This window comes from Antarctobacter jejuensis, assembly GCF_052266595.1.
GTDB classification, from domain to species: Bacteria; Pseudomonadota; Alphaproteobacteria; order Rhodobacterales; family Rhodobacteraceae; genus Antarctobacter; species Antarctobacter jejuensis.
Window position 1 is genome coordinate 185171 of sequence record NZ_JBQQXJ010000001.1, and the last position, 15954, is coordinate 201124.

Below are 15954 nucleotides of genomic sequence, written 5' to 3' on the forward strand. Positions count from 1 at the left end.
GAAGACGGGGGCAGAGCCCCCACCGCAGCGCGCCCGCAGGGCGCGCTGCCACAGGGATCAATTCACCAGCGTCGCTGCAGCGGCCTGTGCCGCACCTTCGATCCCGAACAGGTTGACCACGCCGACGACCATGATCACCGCCGAGGCCATCAGGAAGCCCCAAAGCACCGGCGACTTGCCACCGTCCAGCGCATCCTCGCGGTCCTCGCCAAAGTACATGTAGTAGACGATCCGCAGGTAGTAGAAGGCACCGATGACCGAGGCCACCACACCAGCCACAGCCAGCCATGCAAACCCTGCCTCATAGGCCGCGCGCAGCACGTAGAACTTGCCGAAGAACCCGACCAGCGGCGGTACCCCGGCAAGGCTGAACAGCAGCACCAGCATGGCCAGTGCCTTGCCCGGCTCACGCGCGGAATACATGCCCAGCGACTCGATGTCCGTGACCGGCTGGCCATCGCGTTCCATCGACAGGATGAAGGCAAAGGTGCCAACATTCATGGTGACGTAGATCGCCATGTAGATCAGCATCGCCTGCACGCCCAGCTCGGTTCCGGCGGCCAGACCCATCAGGGCATAGCCCATGTGGGCGATCGAGGAATAGGCCATCAGGCGCTTGATGTCGCGCTGGCCGATGGCGGCAATCGCGCCAAGGAACATCGACAGCACCGACAGGAGCGCAATGACCTGCCCCCAGTCCGCGGTCGCCTGACCAAAGGCGTCGAACATCACGCGGGCGAACAGGCCCATCGCCGCCACCTTGGGCGCGGTGGCAAAGAAGGCGGTGACCGGCGTGGGAGAGCCTTCATACACATCCGGCGTCCACATGTGGAACGGCACCGCCGAGACCTTGAACGCCAGACCGGAGATCAGCATGACCAGACCGATCAGCAGACCAACCGACAGGTCGCCCTCTGTCGCCGTCTGGATGATGCCCGAGAACAGCGTCGTGCCCGCATAGCCATAGGTCAGCGACGCACCGTAAAGCAGCAGACCCGACGACAGCGCGCCCAGCACGAAGTATTTCAGACCGGCCTCGGTCGACTTCACACTGTCGCGGCGCAATGAGGCCACCACGTAGAGCGACAGCGACTGCAGTTCGAGCCCCATGTAAAGCGCCATCAGGTCGCCTGCGGAGACCATCATCATCATGCCGACGACCGCCAGCGAGATCAGCAGCGGGTATTCGAACCGCAGCAGACCGCGACGCTCCATGTACCCTTCGCTCATCAGCAGGACACAAGCGGCAGAGACAAGGATCACCACCTTGGCAAAGCGCGAAAAGGCATCGTTCACGAACATGCCGTTGAAAGCCACCTGCGTGCCTTCACCGGTTGTTCCGATCCAGAAGGCCAGCACAAAGAACAGCGCCGAGGTCGCCCAGACCAGCATCGGGGCCAGCTTGTCCTTGCCGGTGTAGACCGCGCCTACAAGTGCCACCATCGCAAAGACCGACAGCAGGATTTCCGGCAGGATGATGTTCAGATCAGCCGAGATCATGTCCCGCCTCCTTAGTGTTCAGCCGCCACAGCAACCTGCGTGTCGGCCTCAGAGCGGCCGGCACTGGCAAGCGCCGTGTCGTATTTCGAAACCAGGGCCTCGACCGCCGGACCGGTCCGGTCAAGGATCGGGGCCGGATAGACGCCCATCCAGATCGTCATGACCACCAGCGGCGCAAAGATCGCTTTTTCGCGCGTGGTCATGTCCTTGATGGTCTTGAGGCTTTCCTTGATCAGGTCGCCCATCACCACGCGGCGGTACAGCCAGAGCGCGTAGCAGGCCGACAGGATCACGCCCGTAGTCGCCCCTGCCGCCACCCAGGTGTTGACCTGGAAGACACCCATCAGGGTCAGGAATTCCCCGATGAATCCCGAGGTGCCCGGCAGGCCAACGTTGGCCATGGTGAACAGCATGAAGATCATCGCATAGGCCGGCATCCGGTTCACCAGACCGCCGTAGGCGTCGATCTCACGCGTGTGCATCCGGTCATAGATCACGCCGACGCAAAGGAAGAGCGCGCCAGAGATGAAGCCGTGGCTGATCATCTGGAAGATCGCCCCATCGACCCCCTGCTGGTTCGCCGCGAAGATGCCCATGGTCACATAGCCCATGTGTGCGACCGACGAATAGGCGATCAGCTTTTTCATGTCTTCCTGCACCAGCGCGACCAGCGAGGTGTAGATGATCGCGATGACACTCAACGTGAAGACAAAGTTCTGCATCACGTCCGCCCCCACCGGGAACATCGGCAGGCTGAACCGCAGGAAGCCGTAGCCCCCCATCTTCAGCAGGATCGCCGCCAGCACGACCGAACCTGCAGTCGGGGCTTGAACGTGGGCCTCGGGCAACCATGTGTGCACCGGCCACATCGGCATCTTGACGGCGAAGCTGGCAAAGAAGGCGAGGAAGAGCATGGTCTGCAACCCGCCCACCACATGCACGCCAAGAATGCTGAAGTCGTCGGACGCAAAGTTGTGTTTCAGCAGCGAGATATCACAGCCGCCGATACAGGTGGTGCCCGCATCCGAATACATCGCCACCATCGCCACCAGCATCAGGACAGAGCCGAGGAAAGTGTAGAGGAAGAACTTGAACGAGGCGTAGATGCGGTCCTTGCCGCCCCAGATGCCGATGATCAGGAACATAGGGATCAGGCCCGCCTCGAAGAAGAGGTAGAACAGCACCAGGTCCAGTGCCATGAACACGCCCAGCATGAGCGTTTCCAAGAGCAGGAAGGCGATCATGTATTCCTTGACCCGGTGGCTGACGTCCCAGCTGGCCGCGATAACCAGCGGCATCATGAAGGTGGTCAGCAGGACGAACAGCACGGAAATGCCGTCCACGCCCATCCGGTATTTCAGGCCCATCAGCCAGTCGCGCTCTTCCAGCATCTGGAAGCCGGTGTTCTCGGCATCGAACTGCGCGAGAATGAACAGCGAGATGACAAAGGTCGCCGTCGTCGCGATCAGCGCCAGCCACTTGGCATTGCGCTGCGCCGCCGCGTCCTCGCCCCGCAGGAACAGCGCAAGGATCAGCGCCGCCAGAGCAGGCAGGAAGGTGACGATGGAAAGAAGGTTGCCCATTAGTGTGCCCCTCCGCTGAGCGTCATCCAGGTGATGAAGATCGCGATCCCGATCACCATGGCGAAGGCATAGGTAAAGATGTAACCGGACTGGGCCCGGCCGGCGAGCCGGGTAAAGAAGGGCACGATGCCCATGGCAAGACCATTGATCCCGCCCTTGATGATCGCCTCGTCACCGCCCTTCCACAGAATGCGTCCCAGCGCCTTGGCCGGCTGCACGAAGAGGAAATCGTAGATTTCATCCACGTACCACTTGTTCAGCAGGAACAGGTAGAGCGGGCGCTGGTTTTCAGCCAGTTTGACCGGCAGCGTCGGGTTCACGATGTAGAACCAGTAAGCCGTGGCAAAACCGATCAGCATCGCGATGAAGGGCGAGAGCTTGACCCATTTGGGCACATAGTGCGCGTCATGCAGGACATGGTTGTCTGCGCCCATGTAGATGGCCCCTGCCCCCGGTGCCGCCACTGCCGCGTGATCACCCGCCGGTGCGGCGTGATCGTCGGCCTTGTCGCCTGCCGGTGCGGCGTGGTCGTCGCCTTGGCCTGCATCGGCGGTGTCCGCGTGAGCAGCATCGGCAGGATCGTCACCGTGCGTCGCATCTGCGGGCGCACCATGTTCCGACGCCTCGGCATGGGCTGCCGGGATGCCGAAGAACTTGTTCACATAGTCTTCCTTGCCGAAGAAGCTGTTGTACCAGAGCATCCCCGAGAAGACCGCGCCAAGCGCCAGCACACCCAAGGGCACCAGCATGACGGTAGGGCTTTCATGTGCGTGTTCATGCGTGTGCTTGTCGCCGCGCGGCTTGCCGTAGAAGGTCATGAACATCAGGCGCCAGCTGTAGAAGCTGGTGAACAGCGCCGCGATGACCAGTGCCCAGAAGGCGAAGCCGCCGTTGGTGCCGGCATAGGCGCTTTCGATCACCGCGTCCTTGGACAGGAACCCGGCAAAACCGATGGTGGTCAGCGGGATGCCGACGCCGGTGATGGCCAGCGTACCAATCATCATCGCCCAGAAGGTATAGGGCAGCTTTTTCCGCAGACCGCCGTAATTCCGCATGTCCTGTTCGTGGTGCATGCCGTGGATCACGGAGCCCGCGCCAAGGAACAGCATCGCCTTGAAGAAGGCGTGCGTGAACAGGTGAAACATCGCGACCGAGTAGACGCCCACACCTGCGGCCACGAACATGTAGCCCAACTGCGAACAGGTCGAATAGGCAATCACGCGCTTGATGTCGTTCTGCACCAGACCCACGGTCGCGGCGAAGAAGGCCGTCGTCGCACCAAGGAAGGTGATGAAGGCTGTCGCATGCGGCGCGAATTCCATGATCGGCGACATGCGGCAGACCAGAAAGACACCGGCGGTAACCATGGTTGCGGCGTGGATCAGCGCCGAAACCGGGGTCGGGCCTTCCATCGCGTCGGGCAGCCAGGTGTGCAGGATGAACTGCGCCGATTTACCCATCGCGCCGATGAACAGCAGGATCGCCACCACCTCGGCCGCGTTCCAGCTGCGCCAGAGGAAGGTCAGCTGCGTTTCTGCCAGCGTCGGGGCGGCGGCAAAGATGTCATCGAAGCGCACGCTGTCCGTCAGGAAGAACAGCGCAAAGATCCCCAGCGCAAAGCCGAAGTCACCCACCCGGTTGACCACGAAGGCCTTGATCGCGGCGGCGTTGGCAGACGGCTTGCGATAGTAGAAGCCAATCAGCAGGTAGGACGCGACGCCCACGCCTTCCCAGCCGAAGAACATCTGCACAAGGTTGTCCGAGGTCACCAGCATCAGCATCGCGAAGGTGAAGAAGGACAGGTAGGCAAAGAAGCGCGGCTTATAGCTCTCTTCGCCTTCCTTGAAATTGTCGTCATGCGCCATGTAGCCGAAGGAATACAGGTGCACGAGCGAGGACACGGTGGTGACCACGATCAGCATGATCGAAGTCAGCCGGTCCAGACGGATCGACCAGTCGGTGGACAGCGTACCGCTTTCGATCCAGCGCAGCACCTGGATGTGTTCCGCGTCCGGCCCATGCTGGAAAAAGGTGATCCAGGAAAAGGCACAGGCAAGGAATAGCAGCCCGGTGCTGATCCACTGGGCCCCGCGGATGCCGGTCAGCTTCCAGCCGAACCCCGCGATGAGCGCGCCCACCAGCGGGGCAAAGAGAATGATGCTCTCCATGTGGGTCAGCCTTTCATCACGTTGACGTCTTCCACGGCGATGGTGCCGCGGTTCCGGAAGAAACAGACCAGGATCGCCAGGCCGATCGCGGCCTCGGCAGCGGCGACGGTCAGCACGAACAGCGTGAAGACCTGGCCGACAAGGTCACCCAGATGGGTCGAAAAGGCGACGAGGTTGATGTTCACCGCCAGCAGCATGAGTTCGATGCTCATGAGCAGGATGATCACGTTCTTGCGGTTCAGGAATAGCCCGAAGATGCCGATGACGAAGAGCACCGCCGCCACCGTCAGGTAATGTTCCAATCCGATCATGTGCGTCCCTCCGGGCTTGGTGCCCGTTTCAGTTCCATCGTTTTGTCCGGCTTTCGCCGATCCGGCCCCGGGTTTGATCCGCGGCCTCTTGTTCCGTGTTCCGCCCCGGTCGGGCAGAGCTCCCGGGACGCTCCCGGGACAGAATTATCCCAGCCGTCGCGGGCGTTTCAGTTTCAGGCGCGTCAGCTTGTCGTCAGTCCAGTCCTGCGCGCGAACCGGCAAGAGCAGCATCGCCTTGCGCAGCACCCAGGCCCCGAACATGATCTTCAAAATCCAGAATCCCACGTAGAGCGCGACGCCATATGGCGACAGGACAACGTCCCAGACCCCCTGCATCACAGCCCCTGCCCCGGTTTGACGTCCTTGAGTTCCATCGCCTTGGCCGGGTCGCGGTACATCTGCGCAAGGATATCCTGACGCTTGATGTCTGTCCGGTGGCGCAGGGTCAGAACGATGGCCCCGATCATCGCGACCAGCAGGATCAGACCGGCCAGTTGGAACAGCAGGAAATACTGATCGTAGAGGATCAGGCCAAGCGCCTCTGTATTGTGGCGATCCGCCGTCACCGGCTGCGCCAGTTGAGACGCGGCCATATCGGACGACTGCCATGCGCCAAAGGCCATCGCGAGTTGCATCAGGATCACCAACCCTATCAGCAAGGCCAGCGGCATGTACTTGGCCATCTCCGCCTTCAACTCGGCGAAATCGACGTCCAGCATCATGACCACGAAGAGGAACAGCACCGCGACCGCGCCAACGTAGACGATCACCAGCAGCATGGCGACGAATTCCGCCCCCATCAGCACGAAGAGACCGGCAGAGGACAGGAACGCGAGGATCAGCCAGAGCACCGAATGGACCGGGTTGCGGCTGACCACCGTGAACAGACCGCCCGCGATCACGCCAATCGCAAAGAGGTAGAAGGCAAAGACCATCATGTCTCGTCATCCTTGTTTTCATCGATGATCTCGCGCGCCAGATCCATGGCGCGGGTCATCGCGGGAATGCCTGCGAACATCGACATATGACCGATGGTTTCGGCGATTTCTTCCGGGGTGGCCCCGGCTTCCATGGCATGACGCACAGTCAGGCGGAACGGCGTTTCCGCCTGTGCGCCCTGCATGGTCAGGCCGGAGATTGTCAGCAAAAGCCGCGTCTTTGCGTCAAGGCCGCTCTTCGACATGCCCTTGCCGAACCACATCTCCATGGCGTCCTTGGTCATGGTCGGCCAGAGCTTTTCAAAGCCCTTGGGGTCGAAGCTGCTGAGCGAGGGGTTGAAGGCCTTCGCCATCTCCTGCGCCTGCTGCATCATCAACTCGAACGGGGTCTTGGAGTCGCTCATTTCCGCTCCTCCCTGGAGTCCAGCAAGGCCTCGACCTTGGCGTCGATCCGCTGGCTGAGAGCATCCAGCGCCGCGCCCGCCTGTTCGGACTTGCGGCTTAGCGCCTGAACGCCGTCCTCTGCCCGCTGCAGCGCGTCATTCATCGTTCCGGGTTTGACCGTCATTGGCTGCCCTCCGCGTCCGGGCAGGCGCCATAGACAGAAAGACGCGCCTCCAGCCAGTTCTGGCCGTTCAGGGTTCGTGGCTCAAGGATCGAAACCACCTCGACACCCGCGCGCTGAAACGGGGCCACGTTGGCAAGTCCGTCGGCCTTGCCGGTGAAATCCGTTCCCCAATCCTGCATCAGCCTGTCAAAGATCGTCGTGACCATCGCCTTTTGATCCGGCGCGCCAACCGACATGAGGCAGGTGCAAAACCCGTCATGGGATACCAGTGACACCACGGTTTCGGGCGCCATGTGCCACCCCCCGTCGATCACCTTCAGGCCAGCACCGGCCGCCTTGTCCTCGAACCTCGAGAAATCCGGCGCGGCCGCCATGCAGACGGTCGAAAACACCTCGGCACGCTTGTCCATCCGCTCTGGCCCGCCCTCGACAAGAGGCTGGGCGGCGGTGGCCTGCGCGGCAAGGATCATGGATATGACGGGGGTGCGGATCATCGTGCGTTCAGCGGTACGGAGCGTCCAGTTCGAGATTGCGGGCGATTTCGGCCTCCCAGCGGTCGCCGTTTTCCAGCAACTTGGCCTTGTCGTAGTAGAGTTCCTCGCGCGTTTCGGTCGCGAACTCGAAGTTCGGACCCTCGACAATGGCATCGACCGGGCAGGCCTCCTGGCAGAAGCCGCAGTAGATGCACTTGGTCATGTCGATGTCATAGCGCGTTGTGCGGCGGCTGCCGTCGTCGCGCGGTTCCGCGTCGATGGTGATGGCCTGCGCCGGGCAGATCGCCTCACACAGCTTGCAGGCGATGCAGCGTTCTTCGCCGTTGGGATACCGGCGCAGCGCGTGTTCGCCGCGGAACCGGGGCGACAGAGGCCCCTTTTCATGCGGATAGTTCAGCGTGGCCTTGGGCGCGAAGAAATACTTCAGGCCCAGTTGAAAGCCCTTTATGAAATCCGCGAGCAGAAAATACTTTGCGGCCCGGCCGTAGTCGATGGTCGCCATTCTATCCTTGCTCCTGTGCCAGTTTCTGCAGTTCGGCGTCCAGCGCCTCTGCGTTGCGCGCATCCGCCAGCGGATCGCCCGGTTTGATATCTGCGCCCACATCCGGAACGCTTTGTGTCGGCGGTTTGCCAGCGGCGGCGCGCTTGGCCTCTGCGGTCCGCATATCGGCGGCCCAGCGGAACACGGCGGCCGCGATTTCCGTCGCCTGCGGCATCAGGTTGCCGTCACTGTCCACGTCCGGCAGGCCGGTGTCGCGGACAACGAAGTCACCCAGATCGATCATGTCGATGTACTTGGCGTCGAGGATGGCGGTTTTCAGATCAGACATGGCGGTCTCCCTTGGCAAGGGCGCACGGAATGCGCGCCTCTGCCGTCAGGGCACCACCGGCGGACCGCCTGCCCCTGCGCCCTGCCATCCGGGTATCCGAAACGATATGTTTCCGAACCGTGAACAATGTCAGCCCCCGGTGACCCAGCGGGCATAGCCGTCGAAGAACCAGCCGAACTTGGCCGCGAAGGATACGAAGACCACCCAGACAAGGCTGAACGGCAGGAAGACCTTCCATCCAAGGCGCATCAGCTGGTCATAGCGGTAACGCGGCGTGATCGCCTTCACCATCGCGAAGATGAAGAAGAAGAAGGCCATCTTGGCGACCATCCACAGCGCGCCGTCAGGCAGGCCCGGGATCGGCGACAGCCAGCCACCGAAGAACAGCAGCGTCGTCAGCGCACACATCAGGAAGATCGCGATGTATTCACCGGCCATGAACAACAGAAACGGGGTCGAGGAGTATTCCACCTGATACCCCGCGACCAGTTCCGATTCCGCTTCGGGAAGGTCGAACGGCGGGCGGTTCGTCTCTGCGAGGCAGGAGATGAAGAACAGGAAGACCATCGGGAAATGCGGCAGCCAGTACCAGCTGAAGAAGCCGAAAGAGCCGTCCTGCGCATCAACGATGTCGCCAAAGTTCATCGACCCGGTCGAGATGATCACGCCGATGATGATCAGGCCGATCGAGACCTCGTAGGAAATCATCTGCGCGGCAGAGCGCAGCGAGCCAAGGAACGGATATTTGGAGTTCGACGCCCAGCCGCCCATGATCACGCCGTAAACCTCAAGCGAGGATACCGCCATGACGTACAGGATCGCCACGTTGATGTCCGACAGCACCCAGTTGTCGCTGAAGGGAATCACCGCCCAGGCGATCATCGCCAACACGAAACTGGCCATCGGGGCGAGCATGAATACCGTCCGGTCCGCCCCCGCCGGGATGACCACTTCCTTGACGACGTATTTCAGCGCGTCGGCCACGGTTTGCAGCAGGCCATAGACGCCCACCACGTTCGGACCGCGCCGCATTTGGACCGCAGCCCAGATCTTGCGGTCGCCGTAGACAAGAAAGAGCAGCGAAATCATCACAAAGCCCAGCACCGCAAGGCATTGCGCAAAGATGATGACAAAGGTGCCCAGAGGCGTGGCGAAGAAGTTTTCCATCAGGTCCTCACACCATCGGTATTCCGTTCTCGGCACAGGCCAACGCCGCCACTTCAGCGTCGATGGTCTTGAGCCCGCGGGGCAGCGCCGCCGAGATGGTGTAAACCGCATCTCCGCGCCAGAGGCCACCCTTTTCGTTGACTGTCGTGCGTATATGCCGCGCAAATCCATAGCCGCGGATCAGCGCGTATTGCGCCGCCGCGCATTCTGCATAGTCCTCTACGTCGCCCGCATCGCGCGCGCCCCGCATCGCCACCGCGAACTGCACAAGGTCCTCATCCAGCAGGCGCGTTTCCACACCGGCATAAACCGGGGTGAACGGCGCGTCCTGCGACGGCTCCGGGGCCGTGCAGCCCGATAGTCCGGAGGCGAGGGCCATCAGGGGTATCACCACGCGTCCTCGCACTTATTCCGCAGCCAAGGGGGCGGCGGCGCGGTCGCGGGCCTGCTTGGACAGCTCGGCCATCAGCGCGCTGGCGCGTGCGATCGGGTTGGTCAGGTAGAAGTCGCGCACGGCGTAACGGAAATCCGCACCGCCCAGCTTGCCCGCCTCCAGAGGCTGCCAGTCGTTTTCCGGCACCTCGTCGATCTGCTGCAGGTGCGGCACGTCGGCGACCAGCGCCTGACGCAGCTGCGCAAGGTTGTCCCAAGGCAGTTTTGTACCCACCTCCGCGCTAAGTGCGCGCAGAATGGCCCAGTTTTCCTTGGCCTCACCGGGCGCAAAGCCCGAGCGCAGCGCCAGTTGCGGGCGGCCCTCGGTGTTGACGAAGAGCCCCTGCTCCTCTGTATAGGCTGCGCCGGGCAGGATCACGTCGGCGCGGTGGGCGCCACGGTCCCCGTGCGACCCCTGGTAGATGACAAAGGCGCCATCGCCAATCTCGACCTCATCCGCGCCGAGGTTGTAGATCACGTCCGCGTTCTGAACGGCTTCCATGCCGTTGTCATTGACCGCACCAACGTCCATCGCGCCGACGCGGCTGGCCGCCGTGTGCAGGACCATGAATTTCGACTGGCCTGCGGCGGCGGTCTGCATGGCGGTGCCCAGTACGGCGGCGCCATCGGCCTCGTTCAGCGCGCCTTGGCCAATGATCATGACGCCCGGCGTGCCGTGTTTGTCCGAATGGTCCATCTCGGCCAACTTGGCCAGCGCCTCGCGGCCCGTACCCAGTTCGATCACGTCATAGGTCAAGTCGACGGGCTTGCCGATGCGCGCCACCTTGGCGCCTGCGGCCCATGCCTTGCGGATACGGGCGTTCAGCACCGGCGCCTCATCGCGCGGGTTGGTGCCGATCAGCAGGATCATTTCCGCGTCTTCGATATCTTCGATCGAGGCGTTGCCGACATAGCCGGACCGGTTGCCCGCAGGCAGTTTCGCACCATCGGTGCGGCATTCGACAACACCGCCCTGCCCTTCAACCAGTTGCTTGAGGCTGTAGATCGCCTCGACCGGGGCCAGATCGCCGACGATGCCAGCAAGCTTGTCCGCGCCTTTGATCGCCTTGGCTGCAACGCCAAGCGCCTCGCCCCAGCTTGCCGGGCGCAGCTTGCCGTTTTCACGGATGTAGGGCCGATCCAGACGCTGGCGGCGCAGACCGTCCCAGACAAAGCGCGTCTTGTCGGAAATCCACTCCTCGTTCACGCCGTCATGGTTACGCGGCAGGATCCGCATCACTTCGCGGCCCTTGGTGTCCACGCGGATGTTCGACCCAAGCGCATCCATCACGTCGATGGTTTCGGTCTTGGTCAATTCCCAGGGACGGGCGGTAAAGGCGTAGGGCTTCGACACCAGTGCGCCCACCGGGCACAGGTCGATGATGTTGCCCTGCAGGTTCGAATCGAGCGTCTCGTTCAGATAGCTGGTGATTTCCGCGTCTTCGCCCCGGCCCGTCTGGCCCATCTGGGTGATGCCCGCGACCTCTGTCGTGAATCGCACGCAGCGGGTGCAGGAGATGCAGCGGGTCATGTGTGTTTCGACCAGCGGACCAAGATCCAGATCGTCCACCGCGCGCTTGGCCTCGCGGAAGCGGCTGAAATCGACGCCATAGGCCATGGCCTGATCCTGCAGATCGCATTCGCCACCCTGATCGCAGATCGGGCAATCCAGCGGGTGGTTGATGAGCAGGAACTCCATCACCCCTTCACGGGCCTTCTTGACCATGGGCGAATTGGTCTTGATTTCCGGCAATTCGCCGTTGCGACCGCCGCGCACATCGCGGACCTGCATCGCGCAGGAGGCGGCGGGCTTGGGCGGACCGCCCACAACCTCGACAAGGCACATGCGGCAGTTGCCGGCGATCGACAGACGCTCGTGATAGCAGAAGCGCGGAACCTCGACCCCGGCCTCTTCACAGGCCTGAATCAGGGTCATCGCCCCATCCACCTCGATCTCTTGCCCGTCGATGATGATCTTGCGCGTATCGGACATGCCTGTGCCTCTCCCGTTCCTCGGCTGGCAGCGCCCAACCCGAAGATGGGCCGCAGTCCTCGCGGTTCTATCGTGCTACGTCCGGCGTGACCAGATGTGCAGATGCGGAAATGACAGGAAAAAACGACGCGGCGCCGCAGATCGCGGCGCCGGACAAGCCCTTGGGAACATATATTCGAATGTGATCATGCCGCACTGCGGCTACGACGCGACTCAGCGCAGGAAATATCCGATGGCTCCGCCCCGCGCGATCTCGTCCCGGCCGAACTGGCACAGGGCCCCGCGATCATTGGGGTTGACCCCCTTGGAGACCAGCCAGCTTTCGGCCTTTTTGCGCATCCTTGCCTTTTCCGACTTCGAGGTCACGTAGTCGTCGATCTCATCCTTGGAATAGCCCAGATCGCGCGCCTTTTGTTCGAGCGCGTTGATCTGGGTGATCGCCCGGATCATCCGCGGCTGGATGTCGTCGCAGGACTTGCGGATCTCATCGGCGATGGCGATGGCCATCAGGCCATTGTCGATCTCGGCCACTTCGCGCAGAGGCGGTTTTGCCGCAACCGGGGCGGCAAGGGCAATCAAAAGGATCGAAGCGGGAATCAGGCGCATGGGCAGCCTCCTTGAAGTCAGTCTGCCCATGAAGTGGGGATGGAGAGGCCAGATATGCAATAACCGCGCCCGTTATTCCGGGCTATCGGCGGATTTCCACGGGTTTGGCGCGGCTTCTGGCGCGCCTTTTGCCGCTCTCGGGATCAGACGTCGCGGCAACTGCCACGCAGGGTGAGCGTATCGTTCGACACTGGCAGGGGCGTGGTCTGGGGGCCAACCTGCCAGTCAACGTCCGACGTCCCGAAATACTCGATGCAATGCTGGGTCGCTTTGTACTCGGCGGCGGCAATCGCACCCTCGGGCGATTTCGATACGCCATTGATCGTCACGACAAAGGACTGGCGATCGCTGCGCGCGGCCTTGACGCTGCCGCCAAAGCGCTGGCCATCAAAGAGCGGGGAATCGCGATGGAACAGGCCCTTGCCGCCACCGCCGCAGCCCGCAAGGACAACGGAGATCATCATCAGGCAAATTGCACGCTTCATCTCTGTTCTCTCCCCGGCACCAGTGCAACGCCGAGCATCGCAATCCCCAAGTTACGTTTCATGTGCCTGCCCCGTTATTGGTTGCGCATCGCATGCCGGGTCTGGCCCGGTTCCGGTGCGACGTCAATGTCCCCGTTGCACCGCAAGAGGTCAAGCCGCGCCGAAACCCGCAGCCGGATCAGGCCTGCGCTTGCCTTTCCGTGATCAACCGGCCTGCGCGGCGCACTGGCGATCCCGCCACATCCGGGCCTCTGGCAGATAGGACCAGCCAAAGGCCGCGTCGCTGTCGCCCTCGCGCTTGCGCTGGTCCAGCCGCGCCAGCCCTTCGTCCAGCGTCGGACGATGCCCGACCGGCACCCACCACATGACGAAATGCTGCTCACCAAGCACCTCGAACCATTCGGCCCGCCGGTCATAGAACTGTTCGTGGATCGTGCCCCAGACAAACCGTTCAAGGCTTTCCGCGTCTTGCCAGACCGTGAGGTTGGAGACGAATTGCGGGTCGCCACCGACTTTGGCCTCTGTGTTGCCGGTGCCCGGCTCACCCGAGCCTTCCATCATCCAGACGAATCCCGGCATCCTCTTGCCCAGCCCGTTGACCCGGTCGAGGTTGTCCATGAACTCCGCCACGCGCGGATCATCCGTGGGCGCCAGCAGCCGCCCGATGTTGAGTTCTGCCAGATGCATCGTGATTGTCCCCTTTCAACGCCCTGTCGCGGTCCCGTCAAAGCACGGTATAGACAGCAATCACCGCAAGCCCGAGGGTACAGGCCCAGCCCACGACAAAGACGAACGTGCGCGGGCCAAAGTTGGCCGGACCGATCCCGGCGTAATGCACAAAGAAATGCAGCACCCGGCTGACGAAAAACAAGGCTGCCAGCCAATTGACGGAGGTCGGGTTGGCCCCCGACAGGATCGCAGCCGCCGTGACAGCGGCGAAAAAGCCCATGTTCTCGGTCAGGTTCAGATAGGCCCGGTTGAACCGATAGGTCCGGTTGCCATAGTCCTCTGCCGGCGTGCCGCCCGGCGCATGTCCTGCGCTCATCTTGGCCAATGCGGTGAAAGGTGACAGCAACAGACCGAAGACCACTGTCAGCCCCAGCGCGGCAATCGCATGACCGTATTCTGCAAACTGTTCCATTGTTCCCCCCTGTGATCATTCACGCTGGATCAGCCTAGGGGGGCGCTTCCCTTGGGGCAACAACGGAACGGGTGCGTTACCCGTCCGGCTTCCGATGCAAGGAAGATGCGCCATAAAGAAAAGAGGATGCGGCAGGCGGTCGAATCGCCCGACCAGATCGTTTGCAGACCCCGGGCCCGCACCTGCGCGCCCGGATCATCCCTCAGTCCCCCATGGGCCGGTGCCCGTGCCATGCCTTTTCCAGAAAGGACAGCACCACCCCTGCCCCCACGAACACCAGCCCCGCCACCGCCGCGTAGACCCAGACCGGGGCAAGCCGCGCGTCGATGGCGACATGGGCGAACCATGCCGGGACAAAACAGAAAGCGGCGGTCAAGACCGCCGCCACCAGGTTCTGCACAGTTCTCAGCATACGCCGAAGAACGAATTTCACGGGATCACTCCGCTGCGACGGCGCTCATCCGGCCGCTCTTTTGCGCCTTGATGCGATCCTCGATCTCATCGCGGAAATTGCGAATCAGACCCTGGATCGGCCAGGCAGCCGCATCGCCAAGCGCGCAGATGGTGTGGCCTTCGACCTGCTTAGTCACGTCCCAGAGCATGTCGATTTCTTCTTCATCCGCCTCGCCTTTGACCAGACGTTCCATGACCCGCATCATCCAGCCGGTGCCTTCGCGGCAGGGCGTGCACTGACCACAGCTTTCGTGCTTGTAGAACTTGGCCAGACGCCAGATCGCCTTGATGATGTCGGTATCCTTGTCCATCACGATCACCGCCGCCGTGCCAAGGCCAGAGCCCAGCTCGCCGCGCAGATAGTCGAAATCCATGATGGCATCGCGCATCTTTTCGCCGCGCACACATGGCACGGAGGATCCGCCGGGGATCACCGCCTTGAGGTTGTCCCAACCGCCGCGAATGCCGCCGCAATGCTTTTCGATCAGTTCCTCGAAGGAAATCGACATGGCCTCTTCGACAACGCAGGGGTTGTTGACGTGGCCAGAGATGGCGAACAGCTTGGTGCCCTTGTTGTTGTCGCGGCCAAAGCCCGAGAACCATTCCGCACCGCGGCGCAGGATGGTCGGCACAACGGCGATGGATTCGACGTTGTTCACCGTGGTCGGGCAGCCATAGAGGCCCGCGCCCGCCGGGAACGGCGGCTTCATCCGGGGCATGCCTTTTTTGCCTTCGAGCGATTCCAGCAGCGCGGTTTCCTCGCCGCAGATGTAGGCACCGGCCCCATGCGCGACGAACAGTTCGAAATCCCACCCCGATCCGGCGGCGTTCTTACCCAAGAGGCCCGCGTCATAAGCCTCATCAATTGCGGCCTGCAGGGCCTCACGCTCACGGATGTATTCGCCGCGAATGTAGATGTAGCAGGCGTGCGCCTGCATCGCGAAGGAGGCGATCAGGCAGCCCTCGATCAGCGTGTGCGGATCGTGGCGCATGATCTCGCGGTCCTTGCAGGTGCCGGGCTCCGATTCGTCAGCATTCACCACAAGGTAGGCCGGACGACCGTCCGATTCCTTGGGCATGAAGGACCACTTCAGACCGGTCGGGAAACCGGCGCCACCGCGCCCGCGCAGGCCAGAGGCCTTCATTTCCTCGATGATCCAGTCGCGCCCCTTGGCGATGATGTCCTTGGTGCCGTCCCAATGACCGCGCTTTTTCGCGCCATCGAGCGTCCGGTCATGCATGCCGTAGAGGTTTGTAAAGATCCGGTCCTGATCCTGCAGCATCT

The 15954-nt window shown here is 62.3% G+C and carries 20 protein-coding genes; all 20 read right to left on the reverse strand.

From position 1 onward, the window contains the following. Window positions 1-57: 57 nt before the first annotated feature. Window positions 58-1500, reverse strand: a complete 1443-nt coding sequence (nuoN, locus tag ACTXGA_RS00900) for an NADH-quinone oxidoreductase subunit NuoN (RefSeq protein WP_443391208.1) — start codon at window positions 1498-1500, stop codon at window positions 58-60. 11 nt (window positions 1501-1511) lie between these two features. Then, the gene (locus tag ACTXGA_RS00905) at window positions 1512-3083 is read right to left on the reverse strand and encodes an NADH-quinone oxidoreductase subunit M (RefSeq protein WP_443391209.1); all 1572 of its coding nucleotides are present in this window, start codon (window positions 3081-3083) and stop codon (window positions 1512-1514) included. Further along, window positions 3083-5251 (reverse strand): NADH-quinone oxidoreductase subunit L, encoded by a 2169-nt coding sequence (gene nuoL, locus ACTXGA_RS00910; protein ID WP_443391210.1) that lies wholly within the window; start codon window positions 5249-5251, stop codon window positions 3083-3085. Before nuoL ends, ACTXGA_RS00905 begins: the two co-directional genes overlap by 1 nt. A gap of 5 nt (window positions 5252-5256) precedes the next feature. Then, window positions 5257-5562: an NADH-quinone oxidoreductase subunit NuoK gene (nuoK, locus tag ACTXGA_RS00915; protein WP_023849383.1), complete on the reverse strand. Its 306-nt coding sequence runs from the start codon at window positions 5560-5562 to the stop codon at window positions 5257-5259. A 144-nt stretch (window positions 5563-5706) separates the two neighbouring features. Beyond that, window positions 5707-5898: a hypothetical protein gene (locus ACTXGA_RS00920; protein ID WP_443391211.1), complete on the reverse strand. Its 192-nt coding sequence runs from the start codon at window positions 5896-5898 to the stop codon at window positions 5707-5709. Continuing rightward, the gene (locus ACTXGA_RS00925; RefSeq protein WP_443391212.1) at window positions 5898-6500 is read right to left on the reverse strand and encodes an NADH-quinone oxidoreductase subunit J; all 603 of its coding nucleotides are present in this window, start codon (window positions 6498-6500) and stop codon (window positions 5898-5900) included. The genes ACTXGA_RS00920 and ACTXGA_RS00925 overlap by 1 nt, the downstream gene beginning before the upstream one ends. Then, the gene (locus ACTXGA_RS00930; protein WP_443391213.1) at window positions 6497-6904 is read right to left on the reverse strand and encodes a carboxymuconolactone decarboxylase family protein; all 408 of its coding nucleotides are present in this window, start codon (window positions 6902-6904) and stop codon (window positions 6497-6499) included. Before ACTXGA_RS00930 ends, ACTXGA_RS00925 begins: the two co-directional genes overlap by 4 nt. Then, on the reverse strand, window positions 6901-7068 hold the full coding sequence (locus ACTXGA_RS00935) for a hypothetical protein (RefSeq protein ID WP_443391214.1): 168 nt from the start codon (window positions 7066-7068) through the stop codon (window positions 6901-6903). The genes ACTXGA_RS00930 and ACTXGA_RS00935 overlap by 4 nt, the downstream gene beginning before the upstream one ends. After that, window positions 7065-7562, reverse strand: a complete 498-nt coding sequence (locus tag ACTXGA_RS00940; protein WP_443391215.1) for a hypothetical protein — start codon at window positions 7560-7562, stop codon at window positions 7065-7067. Before ACTXGA_RS00940 ends, ACTXGA_RS00935 begins: the two co-directional genes overlap by 4 nt. 7 nt (window positions 7563-7569) lie before the next feature. Then, the gene (nuoI, locus tag ACTXGA_RS00945; protein WP_443391216.1) at window positions 7570-8064 is read right to left on the reverse strand and encodes an NADH-quinone oxidoreductase subunit NuoI; all 495 of its coding nucleotides are present in this window, start codon (window positions 8062-8064) and stop codon (window positions 7570-7572) included. A 1-nt stretch (window position 8065) separates the two neighbouring features. After that, window positions 8066-8392, reverse strand: coding sequence for a hypothetical protein (locus ACTXGA_RS00950; RefSeq protein WP_443391217.1), 327 nt, complete (start codon window positions 8390-8392; stop codon window positions 8066-8068). A 129-nt stretch (window positions 8393-8521) separates the two neighbouring features. After that, window positions 8522-9559, reverse strand: coding sequence for an NADH-quinone oxidoreductase subunit NuoH (gene nuoH / locus ACTXGA_RS00955; RefSeq protein WP_443391218.1), 1038 nt, complete (start codon window positions 9557-9559; stop codon window positions 8522-8524). Window positions 9560-9566: 7 nt separating this feature from the next. Next, on the reverse strand, window positions 9567-9938 hold the full coding sequence (locus ACTXGA_RS00960) for a YNQ4 family lipoprotein (RefSeq protein ID WP_443391219.1): 372 nt from the start codon (window positions 9936-9938) through the stop codon (window positions 9567-9569). A 27-nt stretch (window positions 9939-9965) separates the two neighbouring features. Beyond that, on the reverse strand, window positions 9966-11984 hold the full coding sequence (nuoG, locus tag ACTXGA_RS00965) for an NADH-quinone oxidoreductase subunit NuoG (protein WP_443391220.1): 2019 nt from the start codon (window positions 11982-11984) through the stop codon (window positions 9966-9968). A gap of 213 nt (window positions 11985-12197) precedes the next feature. After that, on the reverse strand, window positions 12198-12590 hold the full coding sequence (locus ACTXGA_RS00970) for a DUF5333 domain-containing protein (protein ID WP_443391221.1): 393 nt from the start codon (window positions 12588-12590) through the stop codon (window positions 12198-12200). A gap of 143 nt (window positions 12591-12733) precedes the next feature. Next, entirely contained in the window at window positions 12734-13075 is a 342-nt protein-coding gene (locus ACTXGA_RS00975; protein ID WP_443391222.1) for a hypothetical protein, read from the reverse strand. A 204-nt stretch (window positions 13076-13279) separates the two neighbouring features. Beyond that, complete coding sequence (locus tag ACTXGA_RS00980) at window positions 13280-13762, reverse strand: DUF3291 domain-containing protein (protein ID WP_443391223.1); 483 nt, start codon at window positions 13760-13762, stop codon at window positions 13280-13282. A gap of 37 nt (window positions 13763-13799) precedes the next feature. After that, on the reverse strand, window positions 13800-14216 hold the full coding sequence (locus tag ACTXGA_RS00985) for an MAPEG family protein (protein WP_443391224.1): 417 nt from the start codon (window positions 14214-14216) through the stop codon (window positions 13800-13802). Between the two features lie 202 nt (window positions 14217-14418). After that, complete coding sequence (locus ACTXGA_RS00990) at window positions 14419-14649, reverse strand: hypothetical protein (RefSeq protein WP_443391225.1); 231 nt, start codon at window positions 14647-14649, stop codon at window positions 14419-14421. Window positions 14650-14653: 4 nt separating this feature from the next. Next, window positions 14654-15952 carry an NADH-quinone oxidoreductase subunit NuoF gene (gene nuoF / locus ACTXGA_RS00995; RefSeq protein WP_443391226.1) on the reverse strand — a complete coding sequence of 433 codons (1299 nt, stop codon included), beginning with the start codon at window positions 15950-15952 and terminating at the stop codon, window positions 14654-14656. Between the last annotated feature and the right edge of the window lie 2 nt (window positions 15953-15954).

Excerpts from the sequence above, each read along its gene's own strand:
- nuoI (WP_443391216.1), bottom strand. The coding sequence starts at position 8,064 with ATGGCGACCATCGACTACGGCCGGGCCGCAAAGTATTTTCTGCTCGCG.
- ACTXGA_RS00985 (WP_443391224.1), bottom strand. The coding sequence starts at position 14,216 with ATGGAACAGTTTGCAGAATACGGTCATGCGATTGCCGCGCTGGGGCTG.
- ACTXGA_RS00905 (WP_443391209.1), bottom strand. The coding sequence starts at position 3,083 with ATGGGCAACCTTCTTTCCATCGTCACCTTCCTGCCTGCTCTGGCGGCG.
- ACTXGA_RS00920 (WP_443391211.1), bottom strand. The coding sequence starts at position 5,898 with ATGCAGGGGGTCTGGGACGTTGTCCTGTCGCCATATGGCGTCGCGCTC.
- nuoK (WP_023849383.1), bottom strand. The coding sequence starts at position 5,562 with ATGATCGGATTGGAACATTACCTGACGGTGGCGGCGGTGCTCTTCGTC.
- ACTXGA_RS00960 (WP_443391219.1), bottom strand. The coding sequence starts at position 9,938 with ATGGCCCTCGCCTCCGGACTATCGGGCTGCACGGCCCCGGAGCCGTCG.
- ACTXGA_RS00980 (WP_443391223.1), bottom strand. The coding sequence starts at position 13,762 with ATGCATCTGGCAGAACTCAACATCGGGCGGCTGCTGGCGCCCACGGAT.
- ACTXGA_RS00940 (WP_443391215.1), bottom strand. The coding sequence starts at position 7,562 with ATGATCCGCACCCCCGTCATATCCATGATCCTTGCCGCGCAGGCCACC.
- ACTXGA_RS00925 (WP_443391212.1), bottom strand. The coding sequence starts at position 6,500 with ATGATGGTCTTTGCCTTCTACCTCTTTGCGATTGGCGTGATCGCGGGC.
- ACTXGA_RS00970 (WP_443391221.1), bottom strand. The coding sequence starts at position 12,590 with ATGCGCCTGATTCCCGCTTCGATCCTTTTGATTGCCCTTGCCGCCCCG.
- nuoN (WP_443391208.1), bottom strand. The coding sequence starts at position 1,500 with ATGATCTCGGCTGATCTGAACATCATCCTGCCGGAAATCCTGCTGTCG.
- ACTXGA_RS00975 (WP_443391222.1), bottom strand. The coding sequence starts at position 13,075 with ATGAAGCGTGCAATTTGCCTGATGATGATCTCCGTTGTCCTTGCGGGC.
- ACTXGA_RS00950 (WP_443391217.1), bottom strand. The coding sequence starts at position 8,392 with ATGTCTGATCTGAAAACCGCCATCCTCGACGCCAAGTACATCGACATG.
- ACTXGA_RS00930 (WP_443391213.1), bottom strand. The coding sequence starts at position 6,904 with ATGAGCGACTCCAAGACCCCGTTCGAGTTGATGATGCAGCAGGCGCAG.
- ACTXGA_RS00935 (WP_443391214.1), bottom strand. The coding sequence starts at position 7,068 with ATGACGGTCAAACCCGGAACGATGAATGACGCGCTGCAGCGGGCAGAG.
- nuoG (WP_443391220.1), bottom strand. The coding sequence starts at position 11,984 with ATGTCCGATACGCGCAAGATCATCATCGACGGGCAAGAGATCGAGGTG.
- nuoL (WP_443391210.1), bottom strand. The coding sequence starts at position 5,251 with ATGGAGAGCATCATTCTCTTTGCCCCGCTGGTGGGCGCGCTCATCGCG.
- nuoH (WP_443391218.1), bottom strand. The coding sequence starts at position 9,559 with ATGGAAAACTTCTTCGCCACGCCTCTGGGCACCTTTGTCATCATCTTT.
- nuoF (WP_443391226.1), bottom strand. The coding sequence starts at position 15,952 with ATGCTGCAGGATCAGGACCGGATCTTTACAAACCTCTACGGCATGCAT.